We start from the raw sequence: 26,271 nt of genomic DNA on the forward strand, positions 1-26,271 counted from the left end.
ATTCTATTTCGCAATAGGCAAGCTAGATTCTTGTTGCTTATCATCAACTTGCTCTATTTTCTTAATTATTCCCGAATTCTTCTTAGAAGACAGATTAGCCAGAATAACAGCGTTAATCATAAATAACGTGGCAAGTACTACCGTAGTTCTAGTCAAGAAATTAACCACCGTCCGACCTGCAACAACACCCATAGTCCCATTACCACCACCAATACCACTTAATCCATCACTACCAGTCTTTTGCATCAAAATTACAATAATTAGCAATATTGCTATCACAATATGAACAAAAAGTAATATATTTATCATTTTTTAAAAACCCTATAATTTAACATTTGAACTAGCATTTGATAATCAAGTGAGGATTTGCCAACCATAACCCCATCAATATTCTGTATACTTAATATCTTTTCTATATTATCTAAATTTACAGATCCACCATATACTAAGCTGATATTATTTGCAACTTGCCTTTGCTTGAGATAATAATTAAGAGCATCAAATATTTCTGTTAATTGTTCTTGTCCAGGAGTAATTCCTGTTCCTATAGCCCAAATTGGTTCATATGCTACTATTAAATTTTGTTCACCTACTATATTTGGTAAAGATTCCTCTAACTGCTTTAATAAAAAATCTTTATAATTATTGTTTTGTCGTATAGCTAAATCCTCTCCAATACAAATAATAGGGGTGACTTGAGACTCCAAACAATTTTCTGCTTTTTGTCTTATTAATGCATTAGATTCTTGTAAGAAATTTCTTCGTTCACTATGACCAACAATAGAGTAATTAATTTTACTCAGTTTTAATAGTAAGCTAGAATATTCTCCAGTGTAACTCCCCTGCCCTACAAATCGACTGACATTTTGTCCACAAAACTCTAAAAATTTGAATTTGTCAGATAGATAAGCAAGATAAGGAACAGGAGGAGCTATAATAAGCTGATTATTATACTGTTGTTCTGTAAGCTTAGTACAAAATTTAAATGCCTCATCTAAGCTCATATGCATTTTCCAATTAACAATAATAAGTTTTTTCATAAAAATTACTTGCAGATATTAGTGGACGAACTATTTTAGTGTATTATAAACACTTAAAGAAGAAAAATTTTATATTTATGTTAAATAATATTAGAAACGCTGCTGATAGTTTTGTAATGCGTATTCTACTTGGCGTAATTGCCTTCGCCTTTGTTGGATGGGGAATTAAAGATGTATTACATACTAGCAATAATTTTGATTTGATTACCTTTTCTGATGCAAATAATATTAGTCAAGAAGATTTTCTAAAAGAAAAAGCCGAACAAATTCGGGCTATTCAAAGACAAAGTGGCACAAATCTTAGTGAAGAAGATATAAAACAGTTAAATATTGATAATTTTATTATTAAAAAACTTATCAATAACCGTATTATCAACTATTTAGTTAGCTATTATAATTTAGATTTAACTGATGATACTGTGATCGAGTTAATTAAGGAAAATCCTAATTTTAAAAATGAACAAGGTCTATTTGACATAGAGCGATTTAAAGGTTTTTTAAAAAATTCTTACATTAATGAAGAAGATTATTTGTCTGACATTAAAGAACATACTTTAAAGAATCTTCTAATTAGTATTTTTATAGAATCATTTCCTACACCAAAGATAATGGTCAAAAATATTGTAGATTACATAGCTGAAACAAGAGATGTAGAACTTGTACAAATTGATCTACAACGTCAATCTAAAGACTTAGTAATAACTCCTCCAACCACATCGCAATTAGAAGATTTATACCAAAATAACCTAACATTGTTTGAAGTACCGGAAAAACGTAATTTGTCTTATGTAAAAATATCAAGTGAAATGTTATGCCAAAAAATTCATAATAATGATAAGGAGTTATTAAATTTTTATCAGGACAACAAAGAAGAATTTGCTAATAAAAAGTTTAGCGAGGTCAAAAAACAAGTTAATGAATTACTGCAACAACAAAAAGCAGAAGAATTGAAACTATTAATGATTAAAAATCTAGAAGATGACGTTGCATCTGGCTCAAGTTTAATAGAAATTGCTGGGAAATATGAATTGCCTATACAAAATTTAGAGTCTATAAGTTATCAGGGTTTAGCAGTTAATAAAATTGATATTGCCCAAAATGCAGACAGTATTTTCGATCTTGCAGAAGGGGAATTATCATATCCAATAGAATTAACTGAAAAAGGAGCTTTTATATTGGTTGAGATTAAGTCTATTCAACCAAGCAAAGTGCAAGAATTCTCGGTAGTTAAAGAGCAAGTGCAAAAACTATGGAATGAACAATATTTAAAAGGTCTAAATTTAAAAACCATAGAAACTATTGCTAAAGAGTACACCCCAACTAAGAATAAAGAATTTTTGAAAGTTATTACTAGCCAATCTACAGCTTTTTCTAGGTCTGAAATTCATAATAATCATCAGCTACCAGTAGAATTATTATCAGCAATTTTCCGGACTAATATTGGCTCCAATACTCCAGTTTTTCAGTCAAAAGATAAGGCGTATTTTGCTTATATAAAATCAAAGAAAATTGATAAGAAAAAAAACCAGGAAATTCAGAAAAAAAATGAGAAGGATATTGCAAGTGGCATACAAAACAATATTATTGATGAGCTGATTAGCTATGCTATCAAGAAAAACAAAATGAAACAGGTGGGATCGTAAACATTTTTAATTAATTTTCCGCCTAAAGAAATTTGCACTATCATATTAGAACCTAATATAAATCAAAGAGGTTATAGTGGACTCAAAAAGATAAATTCATAAGGAGTTAAACCTTTAAAAGCTTTAAGTCTTTTTGCAAGATTGTAGGCATTGATAAAATCACATAAATGTTGTTTAAGTTGCTAAAGAAGTCTATTGATAATTTACATTTAGTAGAGGGAACTAATACTAATTATCTTTGAATATAGGATTAGCTATAAGTTTTATCTTTTAATAATTCAGCTATTGCCTGATAAGATTTAATAGCTTTTTCTGGATCAGTGGCAATCATTTCTGCTCCAAGCTTCTCATTATTACTCATATTCCATAAACGACAATTATCAGGGCTGATTTCATCTGCCAACATTACCATAAATTCTTCACCATTGAACACTCTACCAAATTCTAGTCTGCATTCAACAAGTCTTATTCCAATACCTGCAAATAATCCACTTAAAAAATCATGTATTCTGATGGTCTGATGTTTCACTGCATCAATTTCTTGCTTATTTAACCAACCAAAATTCAGTATTTGATGTTCATTAATTATAGGATGCTTTAATTCTCTACTTCTAACTCTGAAATCGATAATTGGGTGATCGAATACATATCCTTCTTCCATAGAGAACTCTTTTACAAACCTGCCACATGCTACTGTAGAAATCAATATTTGAATGGGGAAAATATCCACAGACTGTATTAATTGTTCACGCATATTCATTTTTTCAATTAAATGGTTCTCTATCCCCACCATATCGAGCTTACTCATTATAAAGGATGAAATATTATTATTCAGCACCCCTTTACCTGAAATATCAAAAATCTCACCATTTTCTAAAGTAATTTTGTCAGTAAAGGACATAATAAAAGCAAAATCTTCTTGTGACTGATAAAGAACTTTACTTGATCCTTGATATAATTTTTGTTTCATTAGAAGAATAACGTTAGAAAAATAGATTAAATAAATATTTTATGCTAATCCAGCTAGCAGCAATTGCTATAACAGCTATAATAAGACCAACTATAGAGACTATAAACCCCAAAAATATAGTTAATCCATCTCGATTTAAAAGACCTAATGTCATTATAGTAATACCAAGTGCAGGCACAGCATTGGTTAAAGGTAAAGGTATTGATATGGTAATAGCACAAATCAACGATATTAAACCAATAAATTGTTCGCAATATATAGAAGATGCAAAACTATATCTTGGTCGTATATATCTTTCTACCAATTTAATTTTTGGCACAATCTTGTTACTTATATTGATAAGTATATCATTGCTAATTTGATAATTGTTAATTTTAGATGGTAAAAAAACCTGTCTAAAACCAAGCAACATCTGCATAGATAAAATGATTAATGGTATCCCTACTATAGTAGTAAAACCCGGAGGATACGGTAAAGGAATTGCAATTGGTATGGCAAAGAAAAGCATCATTAATAGAAGACCATTTTCATGAAAGTCAATTAATAATTCACTGATTTTAGTCTTTTTTTTCTTTTCTTTTTGTCCTAGTTTACAAAAAATACTAGATACCTTAGCTCTATCTAGTTGTTTATTTTTTGCAGTAATATTAAACATATTCACTTAAATTTTTTGTAAGTTATACTATAATTTTAGATTATTAGGAAACAATTAATAATCAAAAAATAATCCCATCAATGGTTTTCCTAAATTCTGAAAAGCTATAGCTGAAATGTAACACAATTGGAATAGATTTAGCAAAGAATATTTTTTATAATTGTCAAGCTTTGCAGAGATGCAAAAAATGATAAAATATGCTATTCTGAAGAAAGAGGTCGTGATATAGTCGATTGATGAGAAATTGGTGACGTCGTTACTCGTCGCTCGCCTATTACTTATAGGCATCACTCCTAGCCCCAAATTTTTCTGAATTGACTATAACTAATTATGTGGTTTAAAAATTATGTCTGTGTTACCTATTGTGACTGCTCCGGATTCAAGATTAAAACAAAAATCTTTGCCCGTAGGCACAGTCAATGATACTATAAGAAAGTTGATGGATGATATGGTTGAAACCATGTATCATGATCATGGGGTAGGACTTGCAGCAATTCAGATCGGAATAGTTAAGCGTATATTAGTGGTTGACTTACAGAATAGTGATGATACAGAAAGAGTGGAGGGTTTTTATCCGTTATTTATTGTAGACCCAGAAATAATAGATAAATCTAAAGAGTTAGTTGTAGCATTAGAAGGGTGTTTATCTTTACCGGAACAGCAAATTGAGATAGCAAGGTCTGAATCTATAAGTATAAGATTCTTAGATTATAATAATAGACAGCAAGAATTAAAAGCTGATGGTTGGCTTGCTAGGGTTATTCAACATGAGATGGATCATTTAGACGGTAAGTTGTTAGTTGATTATTTGAGTAATATAAAAAAGGATATAGCATTACGTAAATTAAAAAAGCTAAAAAATAATAATTTATGAAAGTAATTTTTATGGGTACGCCAGAATTTGCCGTGCCTGCTCTTAGGGAGTTAATTAACAACAACGACCACCAGGTGGTTGGCGTATTTACTCAAGCTGCAAAATCTAAAGGGAGAGGGCTAAATGAGGTAGCATCGCCTGTACATCTCTTGGCATCAGAATATAATATTGCAACTTATACTCCTAAGACCTTGAGAACCGAAGAGATAACCCATTTAATTAATTCAATTGAGGCGGATATAATAGTGGTAGTTGCTTATGGGTTTTTAATACCAACAGTTATCCTACAAGCTAAAAAATATGGATGTCTTAATATTCATCCGTCAAGTTTGCCGCGTCATAGGGGGGCCGCTCCATTACAGCGTACTATTATAGAAGGTGATTTAGAAACTTCTGTATGTATAATGCAGATGGATGAAGGGCTGGATACTGGTGATATTATATTGCAGCATTCATTGTCACTTTCTCCTAGAATAACTTTACCAATTTTGCATGACCAATGTGCAAAAATAGGAGCAGATTTATTGATTAAAACCTTAGATAATATTGATAATTTACCAAAAATTATCCAGGATAAGAATGGGGTAACTTATGCTCATAAACTTAAGAAAGAAGAAGGGAAGATAGATTGGTGTGAGACTGCCTACAAAATAGATTGTAAAATTCGAGGTATGAATCCTTGGCCTGGTGTATATTTTGAATATAGAGGTAAAGTTATAAAGATTCTAGAAGCGTATTATAACGATTTGGATATTAATTTGCCACCTGGTACCGTAGTTAATGATAATAGTGTTTTGGGGGTAGCTTGTGGTAAAGGTACTTTGATCATCCAGAAATTACAGCAAGAAGGAAGAAAAATCTTAAACGCAGAAGAATTTATGCGTGGATTACAAAGCCCTATAATTAGACTACCTTGCTATTAAATATCTGAGGTGCAACCTTCATATAATCAAAAGTGAATTCTTTTAAAAAACGGTAAATTCTTATATGTACCCCCTTCTGTTACTAATCTTAGAACAATAATTTTAATTTTAGCGAACCTTGATGTTGGGAATATTTATTATTAAAAACTAAATATTCATATGCTGCCATAATTTCTGCTAGTTGACATTTTATAGTAATAGTTCCGCCAATTTTATACTGGTATTTAGCCGCTTCTTCAAGTAATAATACTTCCTCCCTATTGTTAGATCGATCTAACTCTATCCGCATATGCAGATTTTTTTGTTTGTTATGCAAAAACTTTTCGACTTCCATATATAGCCCAGGAACCATCTGGCTAGTATTATTAACATTCATTGGCATAATTACTCCAAACCCTATAAGCCCAGAAGTTCTTCTGCCATTACTAGCTGCAACTAATAGGCTTTGTGTTTTAAAACTTGCATTATATCTAGCAATATTATATCTTCCATATTTAAACCCAATATATGGGACAATTAATACTCTGCTAATCCTTGAATTATAAGCAATTATTGCTTTGCTACTATATGAAGTATCAGCAAATTTAGCTTTAACTAGCTGATTATACGCTGATAATTTTGTAGAAACATTACCCAAAGCAAGAGAAAGAAAACCCTGTAATATTACTTTTTTCGACAAATTAGTTTGACCATATATCGACATTACATGGGTATGTACAACAATTTTGTTAATACGATTCTTATATTTAAAATTCGAGAGAACATAGTTATAAGCTCCCCCAATAATGCTACCACTTGGCAACTCTATATCCTCACCAATAGTTACCGCACTAATTTTGCCCGTATACCCATTTAACATGCTTTTACCATTATACTTAGCTTTACCAATCGTGCCACTAATCCACAAATTTTTAGGAACAATATTAACGTCATCGCCAGAGCTAAGGACGGTAAGATTGTTTAAGTACCTTAAATTAGCCAATCTTAAATCAATAGTTGAATTTGCAAATTCATAAGACAATATAACTATTTCATTTACCGCTAAGGCAATATTTCTTATTATTTCTTTTTGTAATAGCGCTATGTCATCGGTGTTAGTTGTTGTAATCACAGCTACTTCTGGTTGTGGAGATGCAGCTTCTCCTTCTGGAGTATCTTTTACTTCTGGAGTATCTTTTACTTCTGGAGTATCTTTTACTTCTGGAGTATCTTTTACTTCTGGAGTAGCTTTTACTTCTGGAGTAGCTTTTACTTCTGGAGTAGCTTTTACTTCTGGAGAAGCTTCTCCTTCTGGAGTAGCTTTTACTTCTGGAGAAGCTTCTCCTTCTGGAGTAGCTTCTCCTTCTGGAGTAGCTTTTACTTCTGAAACAACTGTTTCTGGTGGTGGCACTCCTCCTATTCCTCCTGTTCTTGCATCTCCATCTACATCCGCTTCTCCTGTTTTTCCTGTTTCTCCTACTATTCCTGCTCTTACATCTCCATCTGCCCTTCCTGCTGCTACTAGAACAGAAGCTCTTTTTTGAACGATTGGCTCTTCTTGAACTGCTCCTTCCACTGGAGGTGACATCGTATTAACATTCGAATGGCTATCAATTGGTATTACATATTCAGTATCTTGGCTAATCACTGAATCTCTTGGGGTATTGGTAGAATCTAATGATGTGAACAAATTATCAGAATTATCACTAATCTCAACAAAAGAATCTGTGTCATGATCACTAAAGCCCATTAACGAACTATTATCAGAATTATCATTAATCTCAACAAGAGAATCTGTGTTATAATCTAAGTCTATTACCTTACAATTGTCATGAATAGTTAAGTTTACTTCCTTATAAATATGGGGGACATCATTCCTTTCAACAAGAGAATCTGTGTTTTGATCACTTAAGTCTGTTCCGCAATTATCACAGGAGTCTCTTAATAAATTATTTGGAGATACATTTACGGTTGCTGATGCAGGTGGCGTATTAACAAATGGCTGTGGTATTTGCTCTATAGGTTCGGTATCTTGACTAATCGACTTGCTTTTATCGTAATTTATTAATAGCATAGAACCGCCAGGAATGAGCATTCTAGGGTTTTCCTCAAAATTTTTAAGCACGCTTTTAAAAGCATTTGATAAATATTCATGTGGAGGTTTACCTAATACTACAGAAACATAGAGTATATTAACATAAAAACAACTCAATATAAGACATTTAATTACCTTCTTTATTCCTGTAAAAGTTTTATCTAATATTGACACATTGATATTACTTCCAATTCATTACGTTCAGTTAGTGAATACCTCCATTTAATAAATGAGTACTCAAATGTTACTGTCAGGCAATAATTGAAATAGTATCATAGTATTATCCGTTGTCTAGACAAATCTTGTCCACAGAGCCTAATATACCTCCTGAGAATTATCTTTTTCAGGTGAGCTATTATGGAAATCATCATTATCTTGGGTCTCTTGTTGATAATCTAATATCTGTATATCATGAGTTTTAAATGCTTCCATAATACTACCAGAAGAGGTAATTTTACCGGTTTGTGGATTTACTGGTAATAATTTAATCGATTCTGGTATTTTAAACGCCAGTGAAGGGATATCAGAATATGCCTTTTCCATAAAGTCAACAAATATCGGCAAGGCAACACTTGACCCTGTGGAAGTTTTTCCAAGTGTTTTTGGTGTATCATAGCCAATATATGTTCCAACAATTATTTTGGGAGTAAAACCAATAAACCAAGTATCCATACTCTCATTGGTGGTACCGCTTTTACCAGCTATAATCTTACCAAGTTTTTTTGCAGCCATTGCGGTGCCTCTTTCAACTGCTCCAGTAAGAAATGAGACAATCTGATAATCACTTGCCTCATCGGTAATCATTCGACAATCTGGTTGAGACAAGATAGGCTGTGATACGTTATCAGTAAGCTGGGAATCAGATACACTACAATTTTCACATTCTCTATTGTCTCTACGATAAATTATTTTACCGTTACGATCTTTAATGAGTTCGACAAAATGTGGGGTGACTTTTTTCCCTGAATTGGCAATTATTGCATAAGCAGTTATCATTTTTTTTAACGTGGTTTCGAGCGAACCAAGCACCATAGAATAAAATCTCTTTGGCTCATTATTAATGCCGAATCGCTTGATTATTTCAGCAACTTTGTTTAGTCCTATAGATTGTGCTACCCTGACAGTAATAAGGTTTCGCGATTTCTCAAGACCTGTACGCATAGTAATTAAACCCAAAAAATCCCCTTTATAATTTTTTGGTCGCCAAACTGGCATACCAGGACCTTGTGGAACCTCTACTGGACCATCTTCAAAAATTCTATTTGGCTGGATGGCATTTTCTAAAGCAGCCAGATAAACGAAAGTTTTACTGAGTGACCCTGGTTGTCGTAAAGCCTGGGTAACACGATCAAATTTACTAACCGCAAAATCATACCCACCAACACTTGCAAGCACCTGCCCTGTTGTAGGATTCATCACCATAATAGCCCCATTAACAGTAGGAATTTGCCTTAAAGAGTAATTAGCATTTACTTTTTCGACTACTATAACATCACCTTTCTGCAAAAGAGTTTTTGCAGATTTAAGGTTATTTTTTGCCCATTTCATTTCTGATAAAGCTATTTTGGACTTACTCAAGTCGCAAAGACCAATTTCCGCTTGATTATATGAAACATTTAATACTACTGCCAATTGGTATTCTAGAATGGCTGGTGGCTTTGTTAGTTTATTTAAATTATCTTGCCAGTTATTTATATCTATATTAGTGATAACTCCTCTAAAACCATGTTTTCTGTCATATTCTCTTATACCTTTTCTAAGAGCATTCTCTGCAGCTTGCTGCATATTAGCATCAAGTGAGGTAATGACTGTTAAGCCTCCAGTATAAAAATATTCTTTACTGCCAATTCGGCGAATAACTTCTTCCCGTACTTGCTCAGCATAATAACCAGCGGTAACGGTTTCGCTACGATCCCGCTTTTGTAAAATAATTGCCGTATCTATTGCCTCTTTTGCTATTTCTTTCGTTATATAACCATCTTCCAACATTCTCATAATGACATAATCTCTACGCTCTTTTACCCTGGCATAATTTTTTTCCGGGTTAAAATTTGATGGAGCTTTTGGTAACCCAGCAATAAAAGCTGATTCAGCAAGAGTTAAATCGTCAATAGATTTATTAAAATAATTTTGAGCAGCCATGGCAACTCCGTAGGCTCCCCTACCAAAAAATGTTTGATTAAGATATAGCTCCAAAATTTGATCTTTAGTAAAGGTTTTTGAGACCATATAGGATAAAATCGCCTCTTTAATCTTACGTTCTATCGATACCTCGGAGGTTAATAAAAAATTCTTGACTACTTGCTGGGTAATAGTTGACCCTCCTTCCACTCTACGGTGGTGTACAATATTAGAAATATTTAGTATTGCTGCTCTGATTATGCTTATAATATCAACTCCTGAATGTTCAAAGAAATTCTTATCTTCAGCTGAAATAAAAGCCTCTATAAGAGAGCGTGGCACACTACTAATAGGTACAAAAACTCTACGTTCTAAAGCATATTCCTCCATTAATTTTCCATTTTGGGCATACACTCTTGTTACCGATGGTGGATGATAATCGGCAAGTTGTGAGTAGTCCGGTAAATCCTTAGAGTAATTATACAACAAATATATACAAGCACTAATAGCTATTAGCCCTAATATTAAAAATAATTTAAAAAATACGTAAAAAAGTTTGAACATCGTTATATCAATTTATTATAGAGGTTTAGCTTTATTTCACTAGAATCCACTATTAATATATCCTTAAATTTAGTAGATATGGTATTTGCTAAATTTCCTATTAACAATTCGCATAATTTGTCAAAAACTGCTTTCATAAATCCTACAGCGGGTTGATTTATTTTAGCATGAAGAGATTGTTTGGTGATATCTATATCATCCTGCTCAAATAAAGATGCCATCAGTTCCAATAAGGTTCCTTCATCTTTAACAGATGCAAGAAGAGTAGCTTTCGTTACTGACTTTGCTGTAATTTTACTTTCTCTTATTATCATTTTTTGTTCTTTAGCAAGTTTTTTTAATTTAGATGATGTTAAAAAACCTTTTATTTTTTTTTTGCATTGTTGGGTAGATCCATACATGAGTTACTAATTAAGCTTTATTGTTTCAATTTAACAAACATTGATTAAAAAACCAAGATTTATTGTTGATGGCTTTTGGTATTCCCGGTTATTTCAATCCATTGCTTATCCAATGGTTGGTGTACCCCAACCATTGGATAAGCATATATTTGCCATGCTGGCTGTTGTTACGATATGCAACCAGTATCTGTAGTATGATACGAACTATCTCCTAAAATCGGTGTCAGGTCATCTGTAGCTAAGCCGATTGACGTATGTTCGCTAATATTTGGTAGATGACTATCAGAATGCTGTGCTAAAGGAGCCTCAAGACTTACTTTTTGTTTAGGTGCTAATGAGCTTTCTTGCAATTCTATCGCAGAAATATTATTCAACTCAATTGTAAACTCATTTAACAATTTTTGTATTTGAAGGTTATGTTTAAAAGTTTGTTCATCAGTATGTTGCTTTAATTCTCTCGCAGTATTAAGGTAAATAGTTGAGTCACTTTTAAGGAAATCACGCAAGATAGTTCCTGGCATCTTGAGTTCAGGATGTTTTTCATACAAATCAGTTAATTGTTGGTTATTTTTCAATTCAACCTTTTGTTGATCATTTAGTGATTCAACATTTATGTCAGAATCAAATGAAGGTTTCAATCCCTCTCCTACAATAAATTCATGATAGCACAAAAATTCAAGGGGCTTTTTTAGATCAAATGTATTAGTTTGAACATCAATCTCGTCTGTGTTCATCAAATTATTGTTCAATATATCCAACTCTACTAAAAACATTTCTTCTACTTCCCTAATAATTTCTACTATCTTAGAGTTAAATTCATTAATCTTGTCTTCCTTGAATCCTAAATGTTCCAATACTGTCTGCATTATTTCTGTTAGAGGCTTTGATCTGGCAGTAAACGATAATTGTTCTATTCCATCTTTGTGAACATGTACTGTGTCTTGGTATAGAGACTGGGCTATACTTTGTTCTAACGCAGGTAAAAGGAGTTCCCCATATTTTTCACTGTATCCCTTGAGTTTATTCAAGCAACTATTTTGTTCACTGTCTTCTTTGTCCAAAGACAGTAACGGAGTGCCATCAGTATCTAGAGTTATTTCAGATATGATTGGTTTAAATGCTTCACTAATATCTTTTATTTCTTTATTACGTTGCAGTTTCTTGTTTATCTCTTCTTTTACTTCAACAGCTATATTGGTTCCTAGATCAACACTAGTAAGAGTAAGATTGCTATCTAAAACCTTAGCTATTGCTTCTATTCCTTTAGTATTTATTTCATTGCATGCTATCTCAAGACTAATAAGGGTAGTATTGAACTCCAAAGCTTTAGCTATTGCTTCTACACCAACATCATCTATAAAATTGCCGCCTAAATTAAGGCTAGTAAGGGTACAGTTTTTTACTAAAGCTTTAGCTATTTCTTTTGCACCAGCACCATGTATACGATTGCCATATAAATTAAGGCTAGTAAGGGTAGTATTGAACTCCAAAGCTTTAACTATCGCTTCTACACCAACATCATGTATATTATTGCCATATAAATTAAGATTAATAAGAGTAGTATTGAACTCCAAAGCTTTAGCTATTGCTTCTGCACCAGCAGCCATTATATTATTGTTCTTTAAATTAAGGCTAATAAGGGCAGCATTGCTCTCCAAAACTTTAGCTATTGCTTCTGCTCCTTTAGTCTCTATGTCATTGTGTTCTATATTAAGATGAGTAAGGGTTTTATTGAACTCCAAAGCTTTAGCTATTGCTTCTGCACCAGCAGCCATTATATTATTGTTCTTTAAATTAAGGCTAATAAGGGTCTTATTGAACTCCAAAGCGTTAGCTATTGCTTTTGCACCAGTAGCCCCTATCCTATTGTCCTGTAAATTAAGGTTAATAAGGGTCTTATTGCTCTCCAAAGCTTTAGCTATCGCTTCTGCATCTACATCATTCATGCCAAAATTTGATATATTTAGATCAGTAATATGACTATTAATTATTAAATTTATTAATAATTTAATTTTTTTACTATCACTATTACAATTTTCTAAGTTAAGTGCTATAATATGGGAGTTCTTTTGTATAAATGAACTAAATTCATTTAAGTTTTTCTCATTACTTAATATCTCAGACAATATCTGTTCTTTGCCCTTAAAATTCAAGCAATTGCCTATTAAAAATGAATTAAAATATTCCGAATTAAAATTTGTCATTGCTATTACCTATGTTAAAAGTTAATGGTTTTAGTGGGATAGACTACTTTGCTTGCAGTCTTGCAGTATTAAACGGGATTTTATTGGGTGCAAATTATCAGATATAATTAATATTGCAAGCATTGTTTTTATAAAGAAATTTATTTTATAATCTTAACCTATAATCTTAAAATATACTAATTTATATTAGTGAAAACGCGATGTAAAAATATCACGAAATATGATGCAAATTGTGATTTTTTATGGTATAATAATTCCCTTGGAATACAGATACTACAGGGGATTATATGAAAAAAAATTACTGTCAAATTTAACAAGTTACAAGATATTGAAAATATTAAAAAAGTCATGAAAAATGTTTATGCAAGTAGTAGCGATCATTTACCAGATATTGCTATAGTCAATTGATGAGAAGTTGGGGACGTTGTCGCTCGTCGCTTGCCTATAACTTATAGGCGTCACTCCATCGCTCCTAGCACCAAATTCTCCTGAATTGACTATAAATTCACTTAGGCAATAAGATTTTTATACCGAATCAGGTAGAAAAAGCAGAGCTGCACATTGAGACTAGCAGCGACACTGAAATTATAACATTTTCTAAAGCTACACTAAGCTTCTATTTGGGCAAGCAACATCCTTTCACTAAAATAGCCATGAGTTCTGAGGATGAAGGTAATTATATTGTCCTGCCTTGGAACTTAGATAGTCGAGTTGGTAGAGATAATCTGAAAAACCTAATAAACCGGATTCCTAGCAATATTAGAGAACTAAAATATATCATCTATGTTAAGAGTGATGACAACCTAAGCAGCCTTAGCCTTGAGAGTAGTAAAGACTTAAGCCAAAGCCTAACCTCACTAGCTAGTTTACATTTATCGGATATTATGGCAGAAGATGAAACAGAAGCCTTACTAAGTAAAGTAGCTGAATTAGAACAGCACCTAGTAACGCGAGATAACGTTGTTAGTCAAAAACAAAATGAGAATGCTAATTTACTTAGACAAGTTGAGCAAAAACAAGTACAGATTAATAGTTTAACTACGCAAGTTAATAACTTCACTAATCAGATTTATTACAAACAACAAGAGATTAATGGTTTAAATAATCAAATAACAAATTTAAATAACAAAATAACACAATTAAGTAAAAATGAGGTTTCTTGGGATAGTAGGGGTAAAAATCAGACTAACTTTGAATTTGTAGGTTTTACTGGACAGTTAAAAACTGTAATCGATCCCATTAGTGGAACGATGACTTTTAACATAATTTAACTGTAATAATGAGTATATTAATATGTTAGCACTAATATCCGGCTTGTTAGGATTTTTCAGTAGTTTTTTACCAGAAATTTTGCATTTTCTTAAGGATAAGAAGGACAAAGAACATGAACTTAAATTAATTGACATGCAAATAAAAGCCTTAAAGACTGGTCATAGTGCTAGGCTTGAGGAAATCCAAATTAAGGCTGATAATGATGAAAGTAAGTATTTATATCAATACGCGAGTATGCAAACAACCAATAACAGCAATTACTCTCAAGAGGGAGCCTTGATATCATTTGTTTTCAACTGCGGGGCTGGTGCTTTCCAAGCTTCCAGTTTAAGACAAAAGCTATTACGAGGTGAATATTTATCAGCTGCCGATGAATTTCCCAAATGGGTTTATGCTCGTGGTGTTAAGCTTAAGGGCTTGGTAAGAAGGCGATTAGTAGAGAGAGAAATATTTTTACAGAACTAGATATGACAGGTAATTTTGTCGTCAAAATTAAGCTCAAAATCCTCACATAAGCTTTAGTATGCTGCGGTTTTTCGCTTAATTTTTCCTAAAACTTCCTCTGTCATATCTAGCCCTGCTATTTATGTAAGAATTTTATAAACAAACAGCATCATGCAACGAGGATGAAGAAATGAAAGCAGCAAGGATAAAAATAGAGAGAAATCAAGAACAATATCAAAATATTGTCAATTTAAGCAAGAAGAAAAATAAGCCTCAAGAAGTTGTAGTAAATGATACTGTAAAACAGACTTCTCCTACCACTGAAACTATGCCCCAAACTGTTGAGCAGGCAAGGAAACATTATGCTATTTCTAGGTCAAACCTATTTTGTTAAGATAATAAATTCAAAGTTTCTTTGGAGCTAATCTTGCCGTAAGGCTTAACTCTTGTTAGAGCTTCCACTTGGCTAGCAAATTGACTACCAAAAATTCGAGCTATCATCTCTTCGGTAAGCGTTGTATCCTCAATAGTATCATGTAGTAAACTGGTAATGATCATCTCAGTTTTAAACAATATGGGAATTTCTTGGGTTGTATACTGAGCAACCATGTAAGCTACTTCTATTGGATGAGAATAATAGGGGTCGCCGGATTGTCGCATTTGACTACCATGATATTTCTTAGCATAATAGATAGCTTTGGTAATTTCTTTGATATTTACTGGATGAGGTACCTTGTTGTTTAGTAAAATCAATTTATTAAGTAACTTATCAGAATAGTCACAACACTCAAACTTTGCCTGCCAATTGGCAATATCTTCCATAAATACCTCTCTATATAGTTTAATTGTACATTAAATTAAACTAATATTATCAATAATTTTGTGATATCTTTTAAAAATTCTTTTGGAATTTATGCCAAAGATTTTCAATTGCCTGCTCATAAGCAACGAGGTTGAGTATAGTCTAATTAAATTGGTTAAAAATATCATAAGCATTATTTATCTCAGTATTAATAGCAACTGTATTAAGTTTTTCCTCAGAGAATAACTTTTTTAGTTTTTCTTCCTGCGTCTTTTTATATTCCTCATGGTTGGCGGTACCAAATTCTGCTATATCATGCATCCTTCTAGTCCGTATTTGTATTTCTATGTTACGGTTATAGATATCAGCTGTAAGTACGATATGCAAAGAACGGTAACCATTATCCTTAGGATTAACAATATAGTCTTTAGTCTTCTTTATATTAACAGGATAGATATTATAAAGAGTAAGCAATAATTTATAACAATAATATTGTTTATTAACTATAATCCTAAAGGCAATTAGGTCAGTTAATTCTTTCACAGATATATTCTTTCTTAGCATCTTTTTTAAAGCAGAATAAGGGTCTTTTAATCTGTACTGTATTTCAGCTTCTACGCCATTTCTACGCAGGTTAGTACTAATATTATCTATAATGTTACGTAAATCGTTAGTAGTGTCCTGCATAATTAATATTACACTAAAAAGAATATTTGATATTAACAAGTAGTAATTAATTTGTCAATTACCAGAAATCAATTAGTTAATAAATCAATAGAAAATTGTTATAAAGGACTCATAAACTATCATTCTGCCCTTCCATTAGATAATTGGGGGAACAGAGATACTTTAAATATAAAGCGTGCTACACTAAAAGTAGAAACACCAATACCTTTTTATATTATTTTTAGAAAAAATAAGTGGTTAAGGTAACACTACCTTGTTCAGTGAATTTAATGGCATTCGTAATTAATTGAGTTAATATTGCTTCAAGTCGATAACTATCACCAATGATTATATCTGCAATACCATTGGTGAAATTATTTGCAAACCCTATGCCTTTACACTTAGAGCTTGGTATTAGTTTATTAATAACATTGTTTACTAACGTTTTAGGGTTAAATTTTCCATAGATTGTGGGTACTGGTACTACGCTTGTGGTGGCAAAATTTACTATATTTCTAGAGTAATACATTATTCCCTCATACTTCCTCCCCGTGAAAAACGGTTGAAAATAGACCTTTTTGTAGGTCAATTTTGGGAAGTTTTAATAAAAAACAGCCATAAAATAGCCATAGAAATTCTTTTGAGAAATTATAAAAACCCTGAAACCCTAATATGTATCTGGTACACCCGGAGGGAGTCGAACCCCCAGCCTTATGATCCGTAGTCATATGCTCTATCCAATTGAGCTACGGGTGCCTTATATTATGCCTTGGACTGGATATTGGATGACATTGTTGCTTATTTTTATAAAGTATCCTAAAAAAGTAGTGAAATTTTTAAGAATTAAGAAAGAGTGCATTATATCCTTAAACTTCTATTATGTCAATATGTCACTGTCAATGAAAATTCCTCCATTATGGAATCGTTGAAAGATAAAAAATTGTTCTAATTTCAAAGAAAATCTTTTGTCTAAAAAATTACAAAGAAATCATCAATTATGAGGTTTTTAAAAGATTGCAATTTTTTTCATAAATTTTCGCTTTTTGTTCTGCCAAACACTTAATTTTATATAGCCAGAACGGTTAAGCGTTTCAAATTAAAACATATTCCATTCATAAATTCAGTAAATTAATTTTTTGTAAATTATAATCAACTATTGACCCCTTTAAAGGAAAAATTGTAATGAAAATTGCCCCCTAAATAAGTAACAATATCTTCGAAAAATTAATATTGTTAATATTTTTTACTCTGACAAACTTTGTTCACCTGAACTTACTGTTACCTCAAGCGGCAAATTAAAGCTTTGCTCCTTAGCTGGCTTAAGCTCTGGCAAATTTTGTCCACAAGAACATTTTTTTGCCACATCTAGATATTATAGATATATATGTATTTTTTTCTAATTTTTTCTTAGTTAAGTTAGAATTTTCTCCAGGTTGAGTTAAAATTTTTTGATGCCTAGATTGGATATTTGTACAATTAGAATAAGAAGGATTATAATTAGCTTTTGAAAATTTAATGTTTACGATTGTAAGCGGGCGTGCAAAAGCATCCCAATAAACTATTCAAACGTCTCGGGGGTTTGGGTTAGAGTACCAGTATCCATTCGGTATTAAAACTAATTGCTACACGGTCACTCACACCCACACAACAATAGTCATTATTATGGCTATTGCTGCCCCCTTAAAGTCAATATAAACCATTATTTACATTGACTTCAATATCTATTATACCATACTTTTAACTTACAATTGCTTATTGGCTTAAGCCTTCTTGCTAATAGACGTCTTGTACTTTAACTTTTTTCCGTGAACGCTCACAGATTTCTTGCGTCGCATCTAATAGCAGAATATCTTAAAAAGAACTCTATTATTAGATGCAATGATCTTAGGAAATTATAAATTAACTCTTAATTTTTTCACAAGCATTTTAGAACAAGAATATCACCATCTCAATCTTTGGTATTTTGTTAGTTTCATTTGTGGTATTGGTACTTATTTTACCTTAAGTAAGGAACCTTCTTTTATATCTATTCTAACTATTTTCACAATTTCCTTATCGCTACTAATTTTAAGAAACAATATATTTGGGCGATTTATTTCGGGAATAATTATCGCCTTTTTTTGTGGTATGCTAGTTGGCAAATATCGCGTATCAAATTTACATGTTAGTACTATTAACAATCCAATAATCTCAAGAGTAAGCGGTATAGTAGAATCAATGAAACCAACTACTCATGGTATGCAGGTTATATTATATCAAGTAAAAATTCAGAAACTTAAACAAGTTTTACAAAAAGTCAGAATAAGTATGCCGGCAAAATATGCCCAAAAAATTAATATTAACGATAATATTAGCCTAGTGGCAAGGCTTTATAAACCACAAAGCAGTATTCTGCCGGGTGGTTATGATTTTGGCTTTTATGCATATTTAGCGGATATTAATGCTACTGGCTATGCACTGTCCCCCCTTAAAATTATAGCACATAGTGATCTTTACACTAATAGTTTTGTCTATAAAATTAAAAAAAATATTTACAACCGCCTGATTCAAATACTTGGTTCTATAAAAGGTAATTTCGCCGCTGCAATATTACTAGGTGAAAGCAAAGCCATCGATCGAAAATTAATGAAAGAAATGAGACAAAGCGGTATATCCCATATACTTTGCGTTTCCGGCTTACATTTATCATTGGTAGCGATGCTGTTTTTTATATCCACCAGATTCTTGTTAAATTTATCAAACTATATTGCTTATAATTATGATATAAAGTTAATTGCAGCAATTTGTTCTTTAATAGGAAGCTATGGTTATTTGCAACTAAGTGGCATGCAAATTGCTGCTACCAGAGCCTTCATTATGACAGCAATCTTTATTTATGCGGTTATGATAGGACGCAAGCCATACCCTCTAAGGTCATTAGCAATTGCGGCGTTCATCATATTATCAATGAATCCAGAATATATATTTCACCCAAGCTTCCAATTATCTTTTGTCGCAGTATTATCACTAACTGCTGGTTATGAATTTTACATAAGGAATCAATGGATCTTAGGTGAAAGCAAGGGCATCTTTTCTTCAATCAAATTTTATATTGCCTCTAATATTTATTCAAGCTTCCTTGCCGGTATAGTTACTGCTCCCGTTGTAATAAACCAATTTTATACATTTCCTACTTATTCTATTCCGATGAACCTTATTGCTATACCAATAATGTCTTTCTTTTTGATGCCATTATCTATTATCTCGGTATTTTTAATGATCTTCGGTATAGACCAGTACTGTCTAAAATTAATAGGTTTTTTCATTAATATAATTATTGAAGCGGTGAAATTTACTAACACGTTACCATTATCAGTATGGTATTTTGGTTATATAAGCCAAGTTAGCTTAATTACTTTCTTATTTGGCTTTTTATGGCTTTGTTTGTGGAGAACTAAATGGCATTTTCTTGGGCTAATTATAATTATTATATCAGTAATTTTAATGCTGAACTCTCCTAAACCTAATGTCATATTTGATATAAATTTAAACGCTATTGGTATAAAAAATAGCAATGGTGAACTTGACATTTATGCTATAGTCAATTCAGGAGAATTTGGGGCTAGGAGCGATGGAGCGACGCCTATAAGTAATAGGCGAGCATTGAGCGACACCGTCCCCAATTTCTCATCAATTGACTATAATGAAATGCCAGAATTTAAACGTATATATTGGGCTAACTGGTTTGGTCAAAAGGATGCTAAAATATTTCCCTTAAAATTTCCCTTAGAAAAAAATATTTTTACTTCCCATGGGTACACAATTTTGATAGATTCTAGTTTGATAGATTTGAAACAAGTTACTCCGAATGAAATATGTAAAAATGTCGATATATATATTAATCTGCTAGGTAACAACCAATGTAAAGGCAATAAGATTACTGTTAGTAGAGAATTTTTAAAAGAATTTGAAGTAATAATGATATTTTGTAATCAGCATCAATGTACCATTAAAACCAATAGTAACAAAAGATTTAGTTTTAGGTAAAAATATATAGTACCCTACATAAGAGTCATTGCGGTATCATGTAAGTAGGTCGTGCAATCTATTGTTTTTGGATTGCTTAGGAGGCTTACGCCTTCTCGCAATGACGCTTGAATTGCATTCCTGTCATTGCGAGGATTACACAAACCTCAGGCGTCATTGCGAGACCATGTAATGGTCGAAGCAATCAATTACTCAAGCTGTAGTCAATTGATGAGAAGTTGGGGGCGTTGTCACCGTCGCTTGCCTATTACTTATAGGCGTCGCTCCATCGCTCCTAGCCCCAAATTCTCCTGAATTGACTATAAATAACATTAATTAAAGATATTTTTATGCCATTAGAAAAATTTAAATCAGATATAGCTGATATTGTTGGTGAATCAAAGGAAGGATTTGTAGAGGAAGTAAATCGCTTAAAAAGTCTGCTCAATTTTAGCTTTGATTCGCGATATGGTTCTGAACTTGCCAAAGCTGTAAAAAAGATGGGCATAGAACAAGAAACAGTAATACAGGTATCTTTGGATGATGATACCACAAATGTACTGTCACCAACTGAAAAAGATGTTGGACAAAATTTTGGTGAGTTTAAAGGCAATATTGGTACCACTCTCAATGCTCATGGAGAACTTGCTAAAGGATATGCTGCTGAATATGATCAAGGACAACCTCACTTAGATAAATTCGGTCAGCAAGCTAAAAAAATGAATGTGTTAATAGATGAATTACCACATAATTCTTTGCAGGAAGCAACTGAACAAATTGAAACCATTGCCACTATTGAGGCTGGTACAAACAAAATATATTCGAAATTACAATCTTCTCCAAATGATCTAAAGCATACTATCCATCCAGAACATATTGTAACTATCAATAAGTTAGGGGCAGGACTTAGGAAATATATTGAATCATTTGTTAAATCGCCTGAAGAACAAAAAGAAGCTTTTATGCAAAATGGGGTTGAGACGATTCAAGCTATTGATAAAGCTAATAAAACTGATGGATTGCAAAATAGTAAGACTGCATTAGAGAAAATATTAAGCAAATTTCATAGCACAGAAACAGTGGGTTCTAAACTATATCACCGTCTAATAAAAGTTCTAAAGAAAGATGATATATCTGTATGCAACACTATTAAACCCGATACTACCCCTTATAACACAAAACACTCTAATAAAGATAAGGGGCGGTAGGATTGTAAGAGTTCACTAGACCTCTTGCAAAACTCTACTTCGCTGGTAATTTGTGCGTGATACCGGTACTCTACTCCTCACGTACATTTGAGTACGCCGCGGTTCGAGGTGAAGTGCCTCCTACAAATCCTTGCACATAAGCTAGTTTCGAAAGAAGTCTATTTTTTGGATTGCATCAATGCTACTAAAGTAGTTCCTCACAATGACGGTGTGCGGATAAGTTCTATAAATTTTTTATTTAAATGCAGATTGCTATACCGTTTTAAACCTGATTGACTTCTACCCCTGAATTCGATATAACTTGTTATATCGAATTTTAGGCTACTATATAAGGAATTCCTATGGACAGTTTAATAATTAAAGGTGGTATCCCCCTTGAAGGTAATATTAGCATTAGTGGAGCTAAAAATGCGGCATTACCTATTATGACAGCTGCATTGCTTGCGGATAACCTTAGCATTAATAATATTCCAAAACTTACCGATATTCTCACAATGAAAAAATTACTTGAGAATTTAGGCAGTGTTGTTACGGTAACTGATCATCAAGATTACTTGAGCATAGATATCGATAGTAGCAATATTAATAATTTTACTGCCCCATATGATATAGTACGTAAAATGCGTGCTTCTATTTGGGTTCTTGGACCATTACTCTCTAGATTCTCTAAAGCTAAAGTTTCTTTACCTGGGGGATGTGCTATAGGGGCTCGGCAAGTAGATCTACATATAGCAGTTCTGCAAGCTATGGGAGCAAATATTGATGTTGATCATGGTTATATTAATGCTACAATCAAAGGTAGATTAAAAGCTACACATTTTGTTTTTAAAAAAATATCTGTTGGAGCAACAATTAACGCCATAATGGCAGCTACTTTGGCTGAAGGAGAAACGATATTATTTAACTGTGCTAGAGAACCAGAAATTGTTGATCTATGCCATTGCCTTAACAAAATGGGGGCAGAAATAAATGGAATTGGTACAAGTGAAATAACAATTATTGGTAAATCTTATTTAAAACATACCAACTATTCGATCATGCCGGATCGTATTGAAGCTGGTACCTACATGATGGCTGCTGCCATTACTAAAGGCAGTTTAAATATTTATGGAATTAACGGCAATATTGTTGAAAATATAGTATTAAAACTTGTTGAAGCTGGTATAAAAGTTGAGCCTATTGATAATGGTTTACGAGTTTCTTACGTAGATAGATTAAATCCTGTGGATATTCATACAAGTCCATATCCAGGTTTTGCAACAGATTCTCAAGCTCAGTTTATGAGTCTTATGACCCTTTGCAGCGGTTCTTCTACCATCACCGAAAATATTTTTGAAAACCGTTTTATGCATGTTCCTGAATTATGCCGAATGGGGGCAAATATAATAATTAAAGGAAATAGTGCTATAATACACGGAGTACCTTTTCTGACGGGAGCTGAAGTTATGGCAAGCGACCTCAGAGCATCTGTATCTCTAGTATTAGCTGGACTTGCCGCCAATGATACAACAAAAATACGTCGAATCTACCACTTAGACCGTGGATATCAAACATTGGAAAAAAAATTAAGTAACTGTGGGGCAAATATAGTGCGAGTTACAGGAGATAATGTTTAAAAAATAAGTAACTTAATAGACGTCTTGTACTTTAACTTTTTTCCGTGAACGCTTAACATAATACTTTATTCACTTCATCATAACCTTGATTTTATTTTGTGGACAAACTCTTATACAAGATTAACAATTAGATTTTATCATTTTTTCACTTAGTGAAAAAGAATTTTGTAGTATACTACAAAAACTTGAGTAATCTCTTTTTAGCTGTAGGATTTTTATAGTTGCAAAGTAAATATACATCAATAGAATTAGACCATTAAATTATAAGAGGAATTTATGCTCAATAACATTAACTTTATCAGTAAGGAATTATCAAATAATCAAGCAACTATAGTGTTTATTAGTGAACAGCTGAAATTAGACAGTAATTTATTACTACTTGATCAACAACATCATGGTTTAATTTCTAAAACTATTCAAAATAAACTACTATTTACTGGAAAATTTGGACAAATTAAAATTGTTAACTCTATAGGTAAGGATGGGGAGATAAGATATTTAATCATAGTTGGCATTGGTGATGAAACAAAATTAACAACCTCTTGCATTGAAGAGCTTGGGGCAAAAATCTTATCCTGTAGCACTTGCCATAAAATTAGCACTATTGGTATAAAAATTTCTCATAATATCGGACAACATCAACCAGCTATTGTTGCTTCTCTTATAGCTAGCGGCTGTTTGCTTGCTTCATATAGATTTGATAAATACAAAACTACTCAAAGTGAAGGAGAAAAATTTGTTGTAGACTCTCTTGAGATTTCTATAGATGATCAGTCTAAAGCAGAGGAATTGTTTAATGATAAAAGATCATTAGCTGAGGCAGTATTTTTTGTCAGAGATATGATAAATGAACCAGCCAATATAAAAACTCCTCAATCTTACTCTGAAAAAATATTAGAACATCTTGAACCGCTAGGAGTTGAAATTATCATTATCGGTGAAAGAGAAATGAAAAATCTTGGTATGGGAGCTTTACTTGGTGTTGGACAAGGTTCACAAAATGAATCCAAACTTGTAGTAATGCAATATAATGGCTTGGATGATGATACCCCACCTGTCGCTTTTGTTGGTAAAGGGGTTACTTTTGATAGTGGTGGAATTTCTATTAAACCAGCAGCCAATATGGGAGATATGAAATATGATATGGCCGGTTCAGCTGCAGTAGTTGGAGCAATCATGGCTTTGGCTAGTCGTAATGCACAAGTTAATGTGGTCGGGGTTGTTGGTCTGGTAGAAAATATGCCTTCAGGCAATGCTCAACGACCAGGAGATGTAGTAACCACTATGTCCAAAAAAACAGTGGTGGTGGATAATACTGATGCAGAAGGTCGGTTAGTCTTGGCTGATGCAATTTGGTATACTCAAGAAAAGTTTAAGCCTCAATGTGTAATCGATCTGGCTACCCTTACTGGAGCTATTGTTGTCTCTCTTGGTAAAACTTATGCTGGGTGCTTTAGCAATAATGATGAATTAGCTGGTAAGCTAATAGATGTTGGCAATAAAGTTAATGAAAAATTATGGCGTATGCCTCTACATAAAGATTTTGATGAGATGATAAAGTCAGACATTGCTGATCTTGCTAATATTGGTAACATCCCTGGAGCCGCTGGTAGTTGTACAGCAGCTCAGTTTATAGGGAATTTTATTAAAGAAGGTATGGTTTGGGCACATCTTGATATTGCCGGTGTTGCCTATAATAAAAAAGGTAATCCCCTTGGTCCTAGAGGAGCAGTAGGTTATGGTGTAAGACTTCTTAATCAATTTATTCAATATCACTATGAAAAATAATCAAACAAATCGTGTTTTTGTACTTGGGGCTGAAAAAGGTGGAGCTGGTAAAAGTACCTGCTCCATGCATCTAATTACCGGTTTATTGTATAATGGTTATACGGTGGCTAGTATTGATACTGATTCACGTCAGGGGTCTTTAACAAATTATTTAAAGAACAGAGATGATTACAATTTTAAAAACCCGGACCATACGGTTAAAACTTCTCAGCATTTTCATTTGACTGAAAGTCAAGAACAAGTCGTTGCACTTAAAGAAGAGGACGAAAGAACTAGGTTTGAACAGATAATTGAACAGACAAAAAATGCTGATTATCTAGTAATCGATACGCCAGGAAGCTACTCTTTCTTATCTAGATTAGCCCATTCTTATGCTGATACGGTAATTACCCCAATTAACGACAGTTTTCTTGATTTTGATGTATTAGCCAAAGTTAACGCTGACAATTTGTCAATTATTGCCCCATCAATCTATAGTCAAATGATTTGGGAGCAAAAGATGCAGAAAGCTAATCGTAATGGCGAGACAATTAACTGGATTGTTATGCGTAATCGATTAAGCAACTTGGATGCATTAAATAAAAGAAAAGTGGGAGCTGCTCTTGAACAATTAGCAAAAAGAATTAGCTTTAAGATTGCTCCAGGTTTTAGTGAAAGAGTAATTTTTCGGGAATTATTTTTACAAGGGCTAACATTACTTGACTTAACAACAGCTAATCATGGTAAAACACTTAGTATATCTCATGTAGCTGCTCGTCAAGAATTGCGAGATTTTTTAAACTTTCTTGGTATATGAGAGTGAGCGTTCACGAAAAAAAGTTAAAGTATAAAACGTCATTGTGAGGAGACCGTAGGTCTCGCAATGACGCTTGGCGAGCAGATTTTTATTATCATAAGAAAATTTGCAAGAGTTTAATGAAAAAAATAAGCAATACCGCAAAAATAATGAAAATAGCTATTAGTGGAGCATAAAAATCTGTTATATTTATAGATATAACAGA

General features: G+C 32.7%; 23 protein-coding genes and 1 tRNA gene. 11 read left to right on the plus strand and 13 right to left on the minus strand.

The genetic code is table 11. The features are described from left to right. Nucleotides 1-3 precede the first annotated feature (3 nt). Both secG and ACFELY_RS06130 read right to left on the minus strand, forming a co-directional pair. Entirely contained in the window at nt 4-309 is a 306-nt protein-coding gene (gene secG, locus ACFELY_RS06125) for a preprotein translocase subunit SecG (protein ID WP_094648920.1), read from the minus strand. Further along, the gene (locus ACFELY_RS06130) at nt 306-1,040 is read right to left on the minus strand and encodes a triose-phosphate isomerase (protein WP_094648919.1); all 735 of its coding nucleotides are present in this window, start codon (nt 1,038-1,040) and stop codon (nt 306-308) included. The genes secG and ACFELY_RS06130 overlap by 4 nt, the downstream gene beginning before the upstream one ends. 77 nt (nt 1,041-1,117) lie before the next feature. Between ACFELY_RS06130 and ACFELY_RS06135 the strand changes: the two genes are divergently transcribed. Continuing rightward, a complete protein-coding gene (locus ACFELY_RS06135; protein WP_375333925.1) occupies nt 1,118-2,683 on the plus strand; it encodes a peptidylprolyl isomerase in 1,566 nt (521 codons plus the stop codon). A 250-nt stretch (nt 2,684-2,933) separates the two neighbouring features. Here the strand turns inward: ACFELY_RS06135 and ACFELY_RS06140 are convergent, their stop codons facing one another. From ACFELY_RS06140 to ACFELY_RS06150, 3 genes are read right to left on the minus strand one after another with little or no spacing between them, the layout of a single operon-like run. Next, on the minus strand, nt 2,934-3,653 hold the full coding sequence (locus ACFELY_RS06140; protein ID WP_375329836.1) for a phosphoribosylaminoimidazolesuccinocarboxamide synthase: 720 nt from the start codon (nt 3,651-3,653) through the stop codon (nt 2,934-2,936). 13 nt (nt 3,654-3,666) lie between these two features. Beyond that, the gene (locus ACFELY_RS06145) at nt 3,667-4,308 is read right to left on the minus strand and encodes an exopolysaccharide biosynthesis protein (RefSeq protein ID WP_341759158.1); all 642 of its coding nucleotides are present in this window, start codon (nt 4,306-4,308) and stop codon (nt 3,667-3,669) included. 54 nt (nt 4,309-4,362) lie between these two features. After that, nucleotides 4,363-4,596: a hypothetical protein gene (locus ACFELY_RS06150; protein ID WP_341759159.1), complete on the minus strand. Its 234-nt coding sequence runs from the start codon at nt 4,594-4,596 to the stop codon at nt 4,363-4,365. 58 nt (nt 4,597-4,654) lie between these two features. On the opposite strand from ACFELY_RS06150, the gene def reads away from it, so the two are divergent. Then, nucleotides 4,655-5,182: a peptide deformylase gene (gene def, locus ACFELY_RS06155; RefSeq protein WP_341759160.1), complete on the plus strand. Its 528-nt coding sequence runs from the start codon at nt 4,655-4,657 to the stop codon at nt 5,180-5,182. Beyond that, nucleotides 5,179-6,105, plus strand: a complete 927-nt coding sequence (fmt, locus tag ACFELY_RS06160; RefSeq protein WP_375333926.1) for a methionyl-tRNA formyltransferase — start codon at nt 5,179-5,181, stop codon at nt 6,103-6,105. Before def ends, fmt begins: the two co-directional genes overlap by 4 nt. A gap of 88 nt (nt 6,106-6,193) precedes the next feature. Here the strand turns inward: fmt and ACFELY_RS06165 are convergent, their stop codons facing one another. From ACFELY_RS06165 to ACFELY_RS06180, 4 genes are all read right to left on the minus strand, one after another. Then, nucleotides 6,194-8,353, minus strand: coding sequence for an autotransporter domain-containing protein (locus tag ACFELY_RS06165; RefSeq protein ID WP_375333927.1), 2,160 nt, complete (start codon nt 8,351-8,353; stop codon nt 6,194-6,196). 141 nt (nt 8,354-8,494) lie between these two features. Next, nucleotides 8,495-10,864, minus strand: coding sequence for a penicillin-binding protein 1A (locus tag ACFELY_RS06170; RefSeq protein WP_375333928.1), 2,370 nt, complete (start codon nt 10,862-10,864; stop codon nt 8,495-8,497). Between the two features lie 2 nt (nt 10,865-10,866). Further along, nucleotides 10,867-11,265: a hypothetical protein gene (locus tag ACFELY_RS06175; protein ID WP_375333929.1), complete on the minus strand. Its 399-nt coding sequence runs from the start codon at nt 11,263-11,265 to the stop codon at nt 10,867-10,869. 167 nt (nt 11,266-11,432) lie between these two features. Further along, nucleotides 11,433-13,469, minus strand: a complete 2,037-nt coding sequence (locus ACFELY_RS06180; RefSeq protein WP_375333930.1) for a hypothetical protein — start codon at nt 13,467-13,469, stop codon at nt 11,433-11,435. A gap of 620 nt (nt 13,470-14,089) precedes the next feature. Here ACFELY_RS06180 and ACFELY_RS06190 point away from each other — a divergent pair. The 3 genes from ACFELY_RS06190 to ACFELY_RS06200 all read left to right on the plus strand — a co-directional run bounded on the left by ACFELY_RS06190 (nt 14,090) and on the right by ACFELY_RS06200 (nt 15,579). Next, complete coding sequence (locus ACFELY_RS06190; RefSeq protein ID WP_375333931.1) at nt 14,090-14,740, plus strand: hypothetical protein; 651 nt, start codon at nt 14,090-14,092, stop codon at nt 14,738-14,740. Nucleotides 14,741-14,762: 22 nt separating this feature from the next. Next, on the plus strand, nt 14,763-15,206 hold the full coding sequence (locus ACFELY_RS06195) for a lysozyme (protein WP_375333932.1): 444 nt from the start codon (nt 14,763-14,765) through the stop codon (nt 15,204-15,206). Nucleotides 15,207-15,375: 169 nt separating this feature from the next. Beyond that, complete coding sequence (locus ACFELY_RS06200; RefSeq protein WP_341759169.1) at nt 15,376-15,579, plus strand: hypothetical protein; 204 nt, start codon at nt 15,376-15,378, stop codon at nt 15,577-15,579. On the opposite strand, the gene ACFELY_RS06205 is transcribed toward ACFELY_RS06200, so the two are convergent. The 4 genes from ACFELY_RS06205 to ACFELY_RS06220 all read right to left on the minus strand — a co-directional run bounded on the left by ACFELY_RS06205 (nt 15,576) and on the right by ACFELY_RS06220 (nt 17,409). Further along, nucleotides 15,576-16,007: an HD domain-containing protein gene (locus ACFELY_RS06205; protein WP_375333933.1), complete on the minus strand. Its 432-nt coding sequence runs from the start codon at nt 16,005-16,007 to the stop codon at nt 15,576-15,578. The two genes, ACFELY_RS06200 and ACFELY_RS06205, sit on opposite strands and share 4 nt — an antisense overlap. Before the next feature lie 142 nt (nt 16,008-16,149). Continuing rightward, nucleotides 16,150-16,674, minus strand: coding sequence for a bifunctional (p)ppGpp synthetase/guanosine-3',5'-bis(diphosphate) 3'-pyrophosphohydrolase (locus ACFELY_RS06210; protein WP_375333934.1), 525 nt, complete (start codon nt 16,672-16,674; stop codon nt 16,150-16,152). Nucleotides 16,675-16,894: 220 nt separating this feature from the next. Then, nucleotides 16,895-17,182 (minus strand): hypothetical protein, encoded by a 288-nt coding sequence (locus ACFELY_RS06215; protein WP_375333935.1) that lies wholly within the window; start codon nt 17,180-17,182, stop codon nt 16,895-16,897. Between the two features lie 150 nt (nt 17,183-17,332). Beyond that, nucleotides 17,333-17,409 (minus strand) — tRNA-Arg (locus ACFELY_RS06220). A gap of 1,122 nt (nt 17,410-18,531) precedes the next feature. On the opposite strand from ACFELY_RS06220, the gene ACFELY_RS06225 reads away from it, so the two are divergent. From ACFELY_RS06225 to ACFELY_RS06245, 5 genes are all read left to right on the plus strand, one after another. Further along, on the plus strand, nt 18,532-20,679 hold the full coding sequence (locus ACFELY_RS06225) for a ComEC/Rec2 family competence protein (RefSeq protein WP_375333936.1): 2,148 nt from the start codon (nt 18,532-18,534) through the stop codon (nt 20,677-20,679). A gap of 329 nt (nt 20,680-21,008) precedes the next feature. Then, the gene (locus tag ACFELY_RS06230; RefSeq protein ID WP_375333937.1) at nt 21,009-21,866 is read left to right on the plus strand and encodes a hypothetical protein; all 858 of its coding nucleotides are present in this window, start codon (nt 21,009-21,011) and stop codon (nt 21,864-21,866) included. A gap of 341 nt (nt 21,867-22,207) precedes the next feature. After that, the gene (murA, locus tag ACFELY_RS06235) at nt 22,208-23,482 is read left to right on the plus strand and encodes a UDP-N-acetylglucosamine 1-carboxyvinyltransferase (protein ID WP_375333938.1); all 1,275 of its coding nucleotides are present in this window, start codon (nt 22,208-22,210) and stop codon (nt 23,480-23,482) included. Between the two features lie 276 nt (nt 23,483-23,758). Then, nucleotides 23,759-25,270 carry a leucyl aminopeptidase gene (locus ACFELY_RS06240; protein WP_375333939.1) on the plus strand — a complete coding sequence of 504 codons (1,512 nt, stop codon included), beginning with the start codon at nt 23,759-23,761 and terminating at the stop codon, nt 25,268-25,270. Beyond that, the gene (locus ACFELY_RS06245) at nt 25,260-26,066 is read left to right on the plus strand and encodes a division plane positioning ATPase MipZ (RefSeq protein WP_375333940.1); all 807 of its coding nucleotides are present in this window, start codon (nt 25,260-25,262) and stop codon (nt 26,064-26,066) included. The genes ACFELY_RS06240 and ACFELY_RS06245 overlap by 11 nt, the downstream gene beginning before the upstream one ends. Nucleotides 26,067-26,271: the final 205 nt, after the last annotated feature.

Origin of the sequence: Candidatus Tisiphia endosymbiont of Xenochironomus xenolabis (genome assembly GCF_964264705.1) — a bacterium.
GTDB lineage: Bacteria > Pseudomonadota > Alphaproteobacteria > Rickettsiales > Rickettsiaceae > Tisiphia.

Excerpts from the sequence above, each read along its gene's own strand:
- ACFELY_RS06135 (WP_375333925.1), top strand. The coding sequence starts at position 1,118 with ATGTTAAATAATATTAGAAACGCTGCTGATAGTTTTGTAATGCGTATT.
- ACFELY_RS06175 (WP_375333929.1), bottom strand. The coding sequence starts at position 11,265 with ATGTATGGATCTACCCAACAATGCAAAAAAAAAATAAAAGGTTTTTTA.
- ACFELY_RS06170 (WP_375333928.1), bottom strand. The coding sequence starts at position 10,864 with ATGTTCAAACTTTTTTACGTATTTTTTAAATTATTTTTAATATTAGGG.
- fmt (WP_375333926.1), top strand. The coding sequence starts at position 5,179 with ATGAAAGTAATTTTTATGGGTACGCCAGAATTTGCCGTGCCTGCTCTT.
- ACFELY_RS06130 (WP_094648919.1), bottom strand. The coding sequence starts at position 1,040 with ATGAAAAAACTTATTATTGTTAATTGGAAAATGCATATGAGCTTAGAT.
- ACFELY_RS06150 (WP_341759159.1), bottom strand. The coding sequence starts at position 4,596 with ATGCCTATAAGTAATAGGCGAGCGACGAGTAACGACGTCACCAATTTC.
- secG (WP_094648920.1), bottom strand. The coding sequence starts at position 309 with ATGATAAATATATTACTTTTTGTTCATATTGTGATAGCAATATTGCTA.
- ACFELY_RS06205 (WP_375333933.1), bottom strand. The coding sequence starts at position 16,007 with ATGGAAGATATTGCCAATTGGCAGGCAAAGTTTGAGTGTTGTGACTAT.
- ACFELY_RS06145 (WP_341759158.1), bottom strand. The coding sequence starts at position 4,308 with ATGTTTAATATTACTGCAAAAAATAAACAACTAGATAGAGCTAAGGTA.
- ACFELY_RS06180 (WP_375333930.1), bottom strand. The coding sequence starts at position 13,469 with ATGACAAATTTTAATTCGGAATATTTTAATTCATTTTTAATAGGCAAT.
- def (WP_341759160.1), top strand. The coding sequence starts at position 4,655 with ATGTCTGTGTTACCTATTGTGACTGCTCCGGATTCAAGATTAAAACAA.
- murA (WP_375333938.1), top strand. The coding sequence starts at position 22,208 with ATGGACAGTTTAATAATTAAAGGTGGTATCCCCCTTGAAGGTAATATT.
- ACFELY_RS06210 (WP_375333934.1), bottom strand. The coding sequence starts at position 16,674 with ATGCAGGACACTACTAACGATTTACGTAACATTATAGATAATATTAGT.
- ACFELY_RS06215 (WP_375333935.1), bottom strand. The coding sequence starts at position 17,182 with ATGTATTACTCTAGAAATATAGTAAATTTTGCCACCACAAGCGTAGTA.
- ACFELY_RS06245 (WP_375333940.1), top strand. The coding sequence starts at position 25,260 with ATGAAAAATAATCAAACAAATCGTGTTTTTGTACTTGGGGCTGAAAAA.
- ACFELY_RS06140 (WP_375329836.1), bottom strand. The coding sequence starts at position 3,653 with ATGAAACAAAAATTATATCAAGGATCAAGTAAAGTTCTTTATCAGTCA.
- ACFELY_RS06200 (WP_341759169.1), top strand. The coding sequence starts at position 15,376 with ATGAAAGCAGCAAGGATAAAAATAGAGAGAAATCAAGAACAATATCAA.
- ACFELY_RS06195 (WP_375333932.1), top strand. The coding sequence starts at position 14,763 with ATGTTAGCACTAATATCCGGCTTGTTAGGATTTTTCAGTAGTTTTTTA.
- ACFELY_RS06225 (WP_375333936.1), top strand. The coding sequence starts at position 18,532 with ATGATCTTAGGAAATTATAAATTAACTCTTAATTTTTTCACAAGCATT.
- ACFELY_RS06240 (WP_375333939.1), top strand. The coding sequence starts at position 23,759 with ATGCTCAATAACATTAACTTTATCAGTAAGGAATTATCAAATAATCAA.
- ACFELY_RS06230 (WP_375333937.1), top strand. The coding sequence starts at position 21,009 with ATGCCATTAGAAAAATTTAAATCAGATATAGCTGATATTGTTGGTGAA.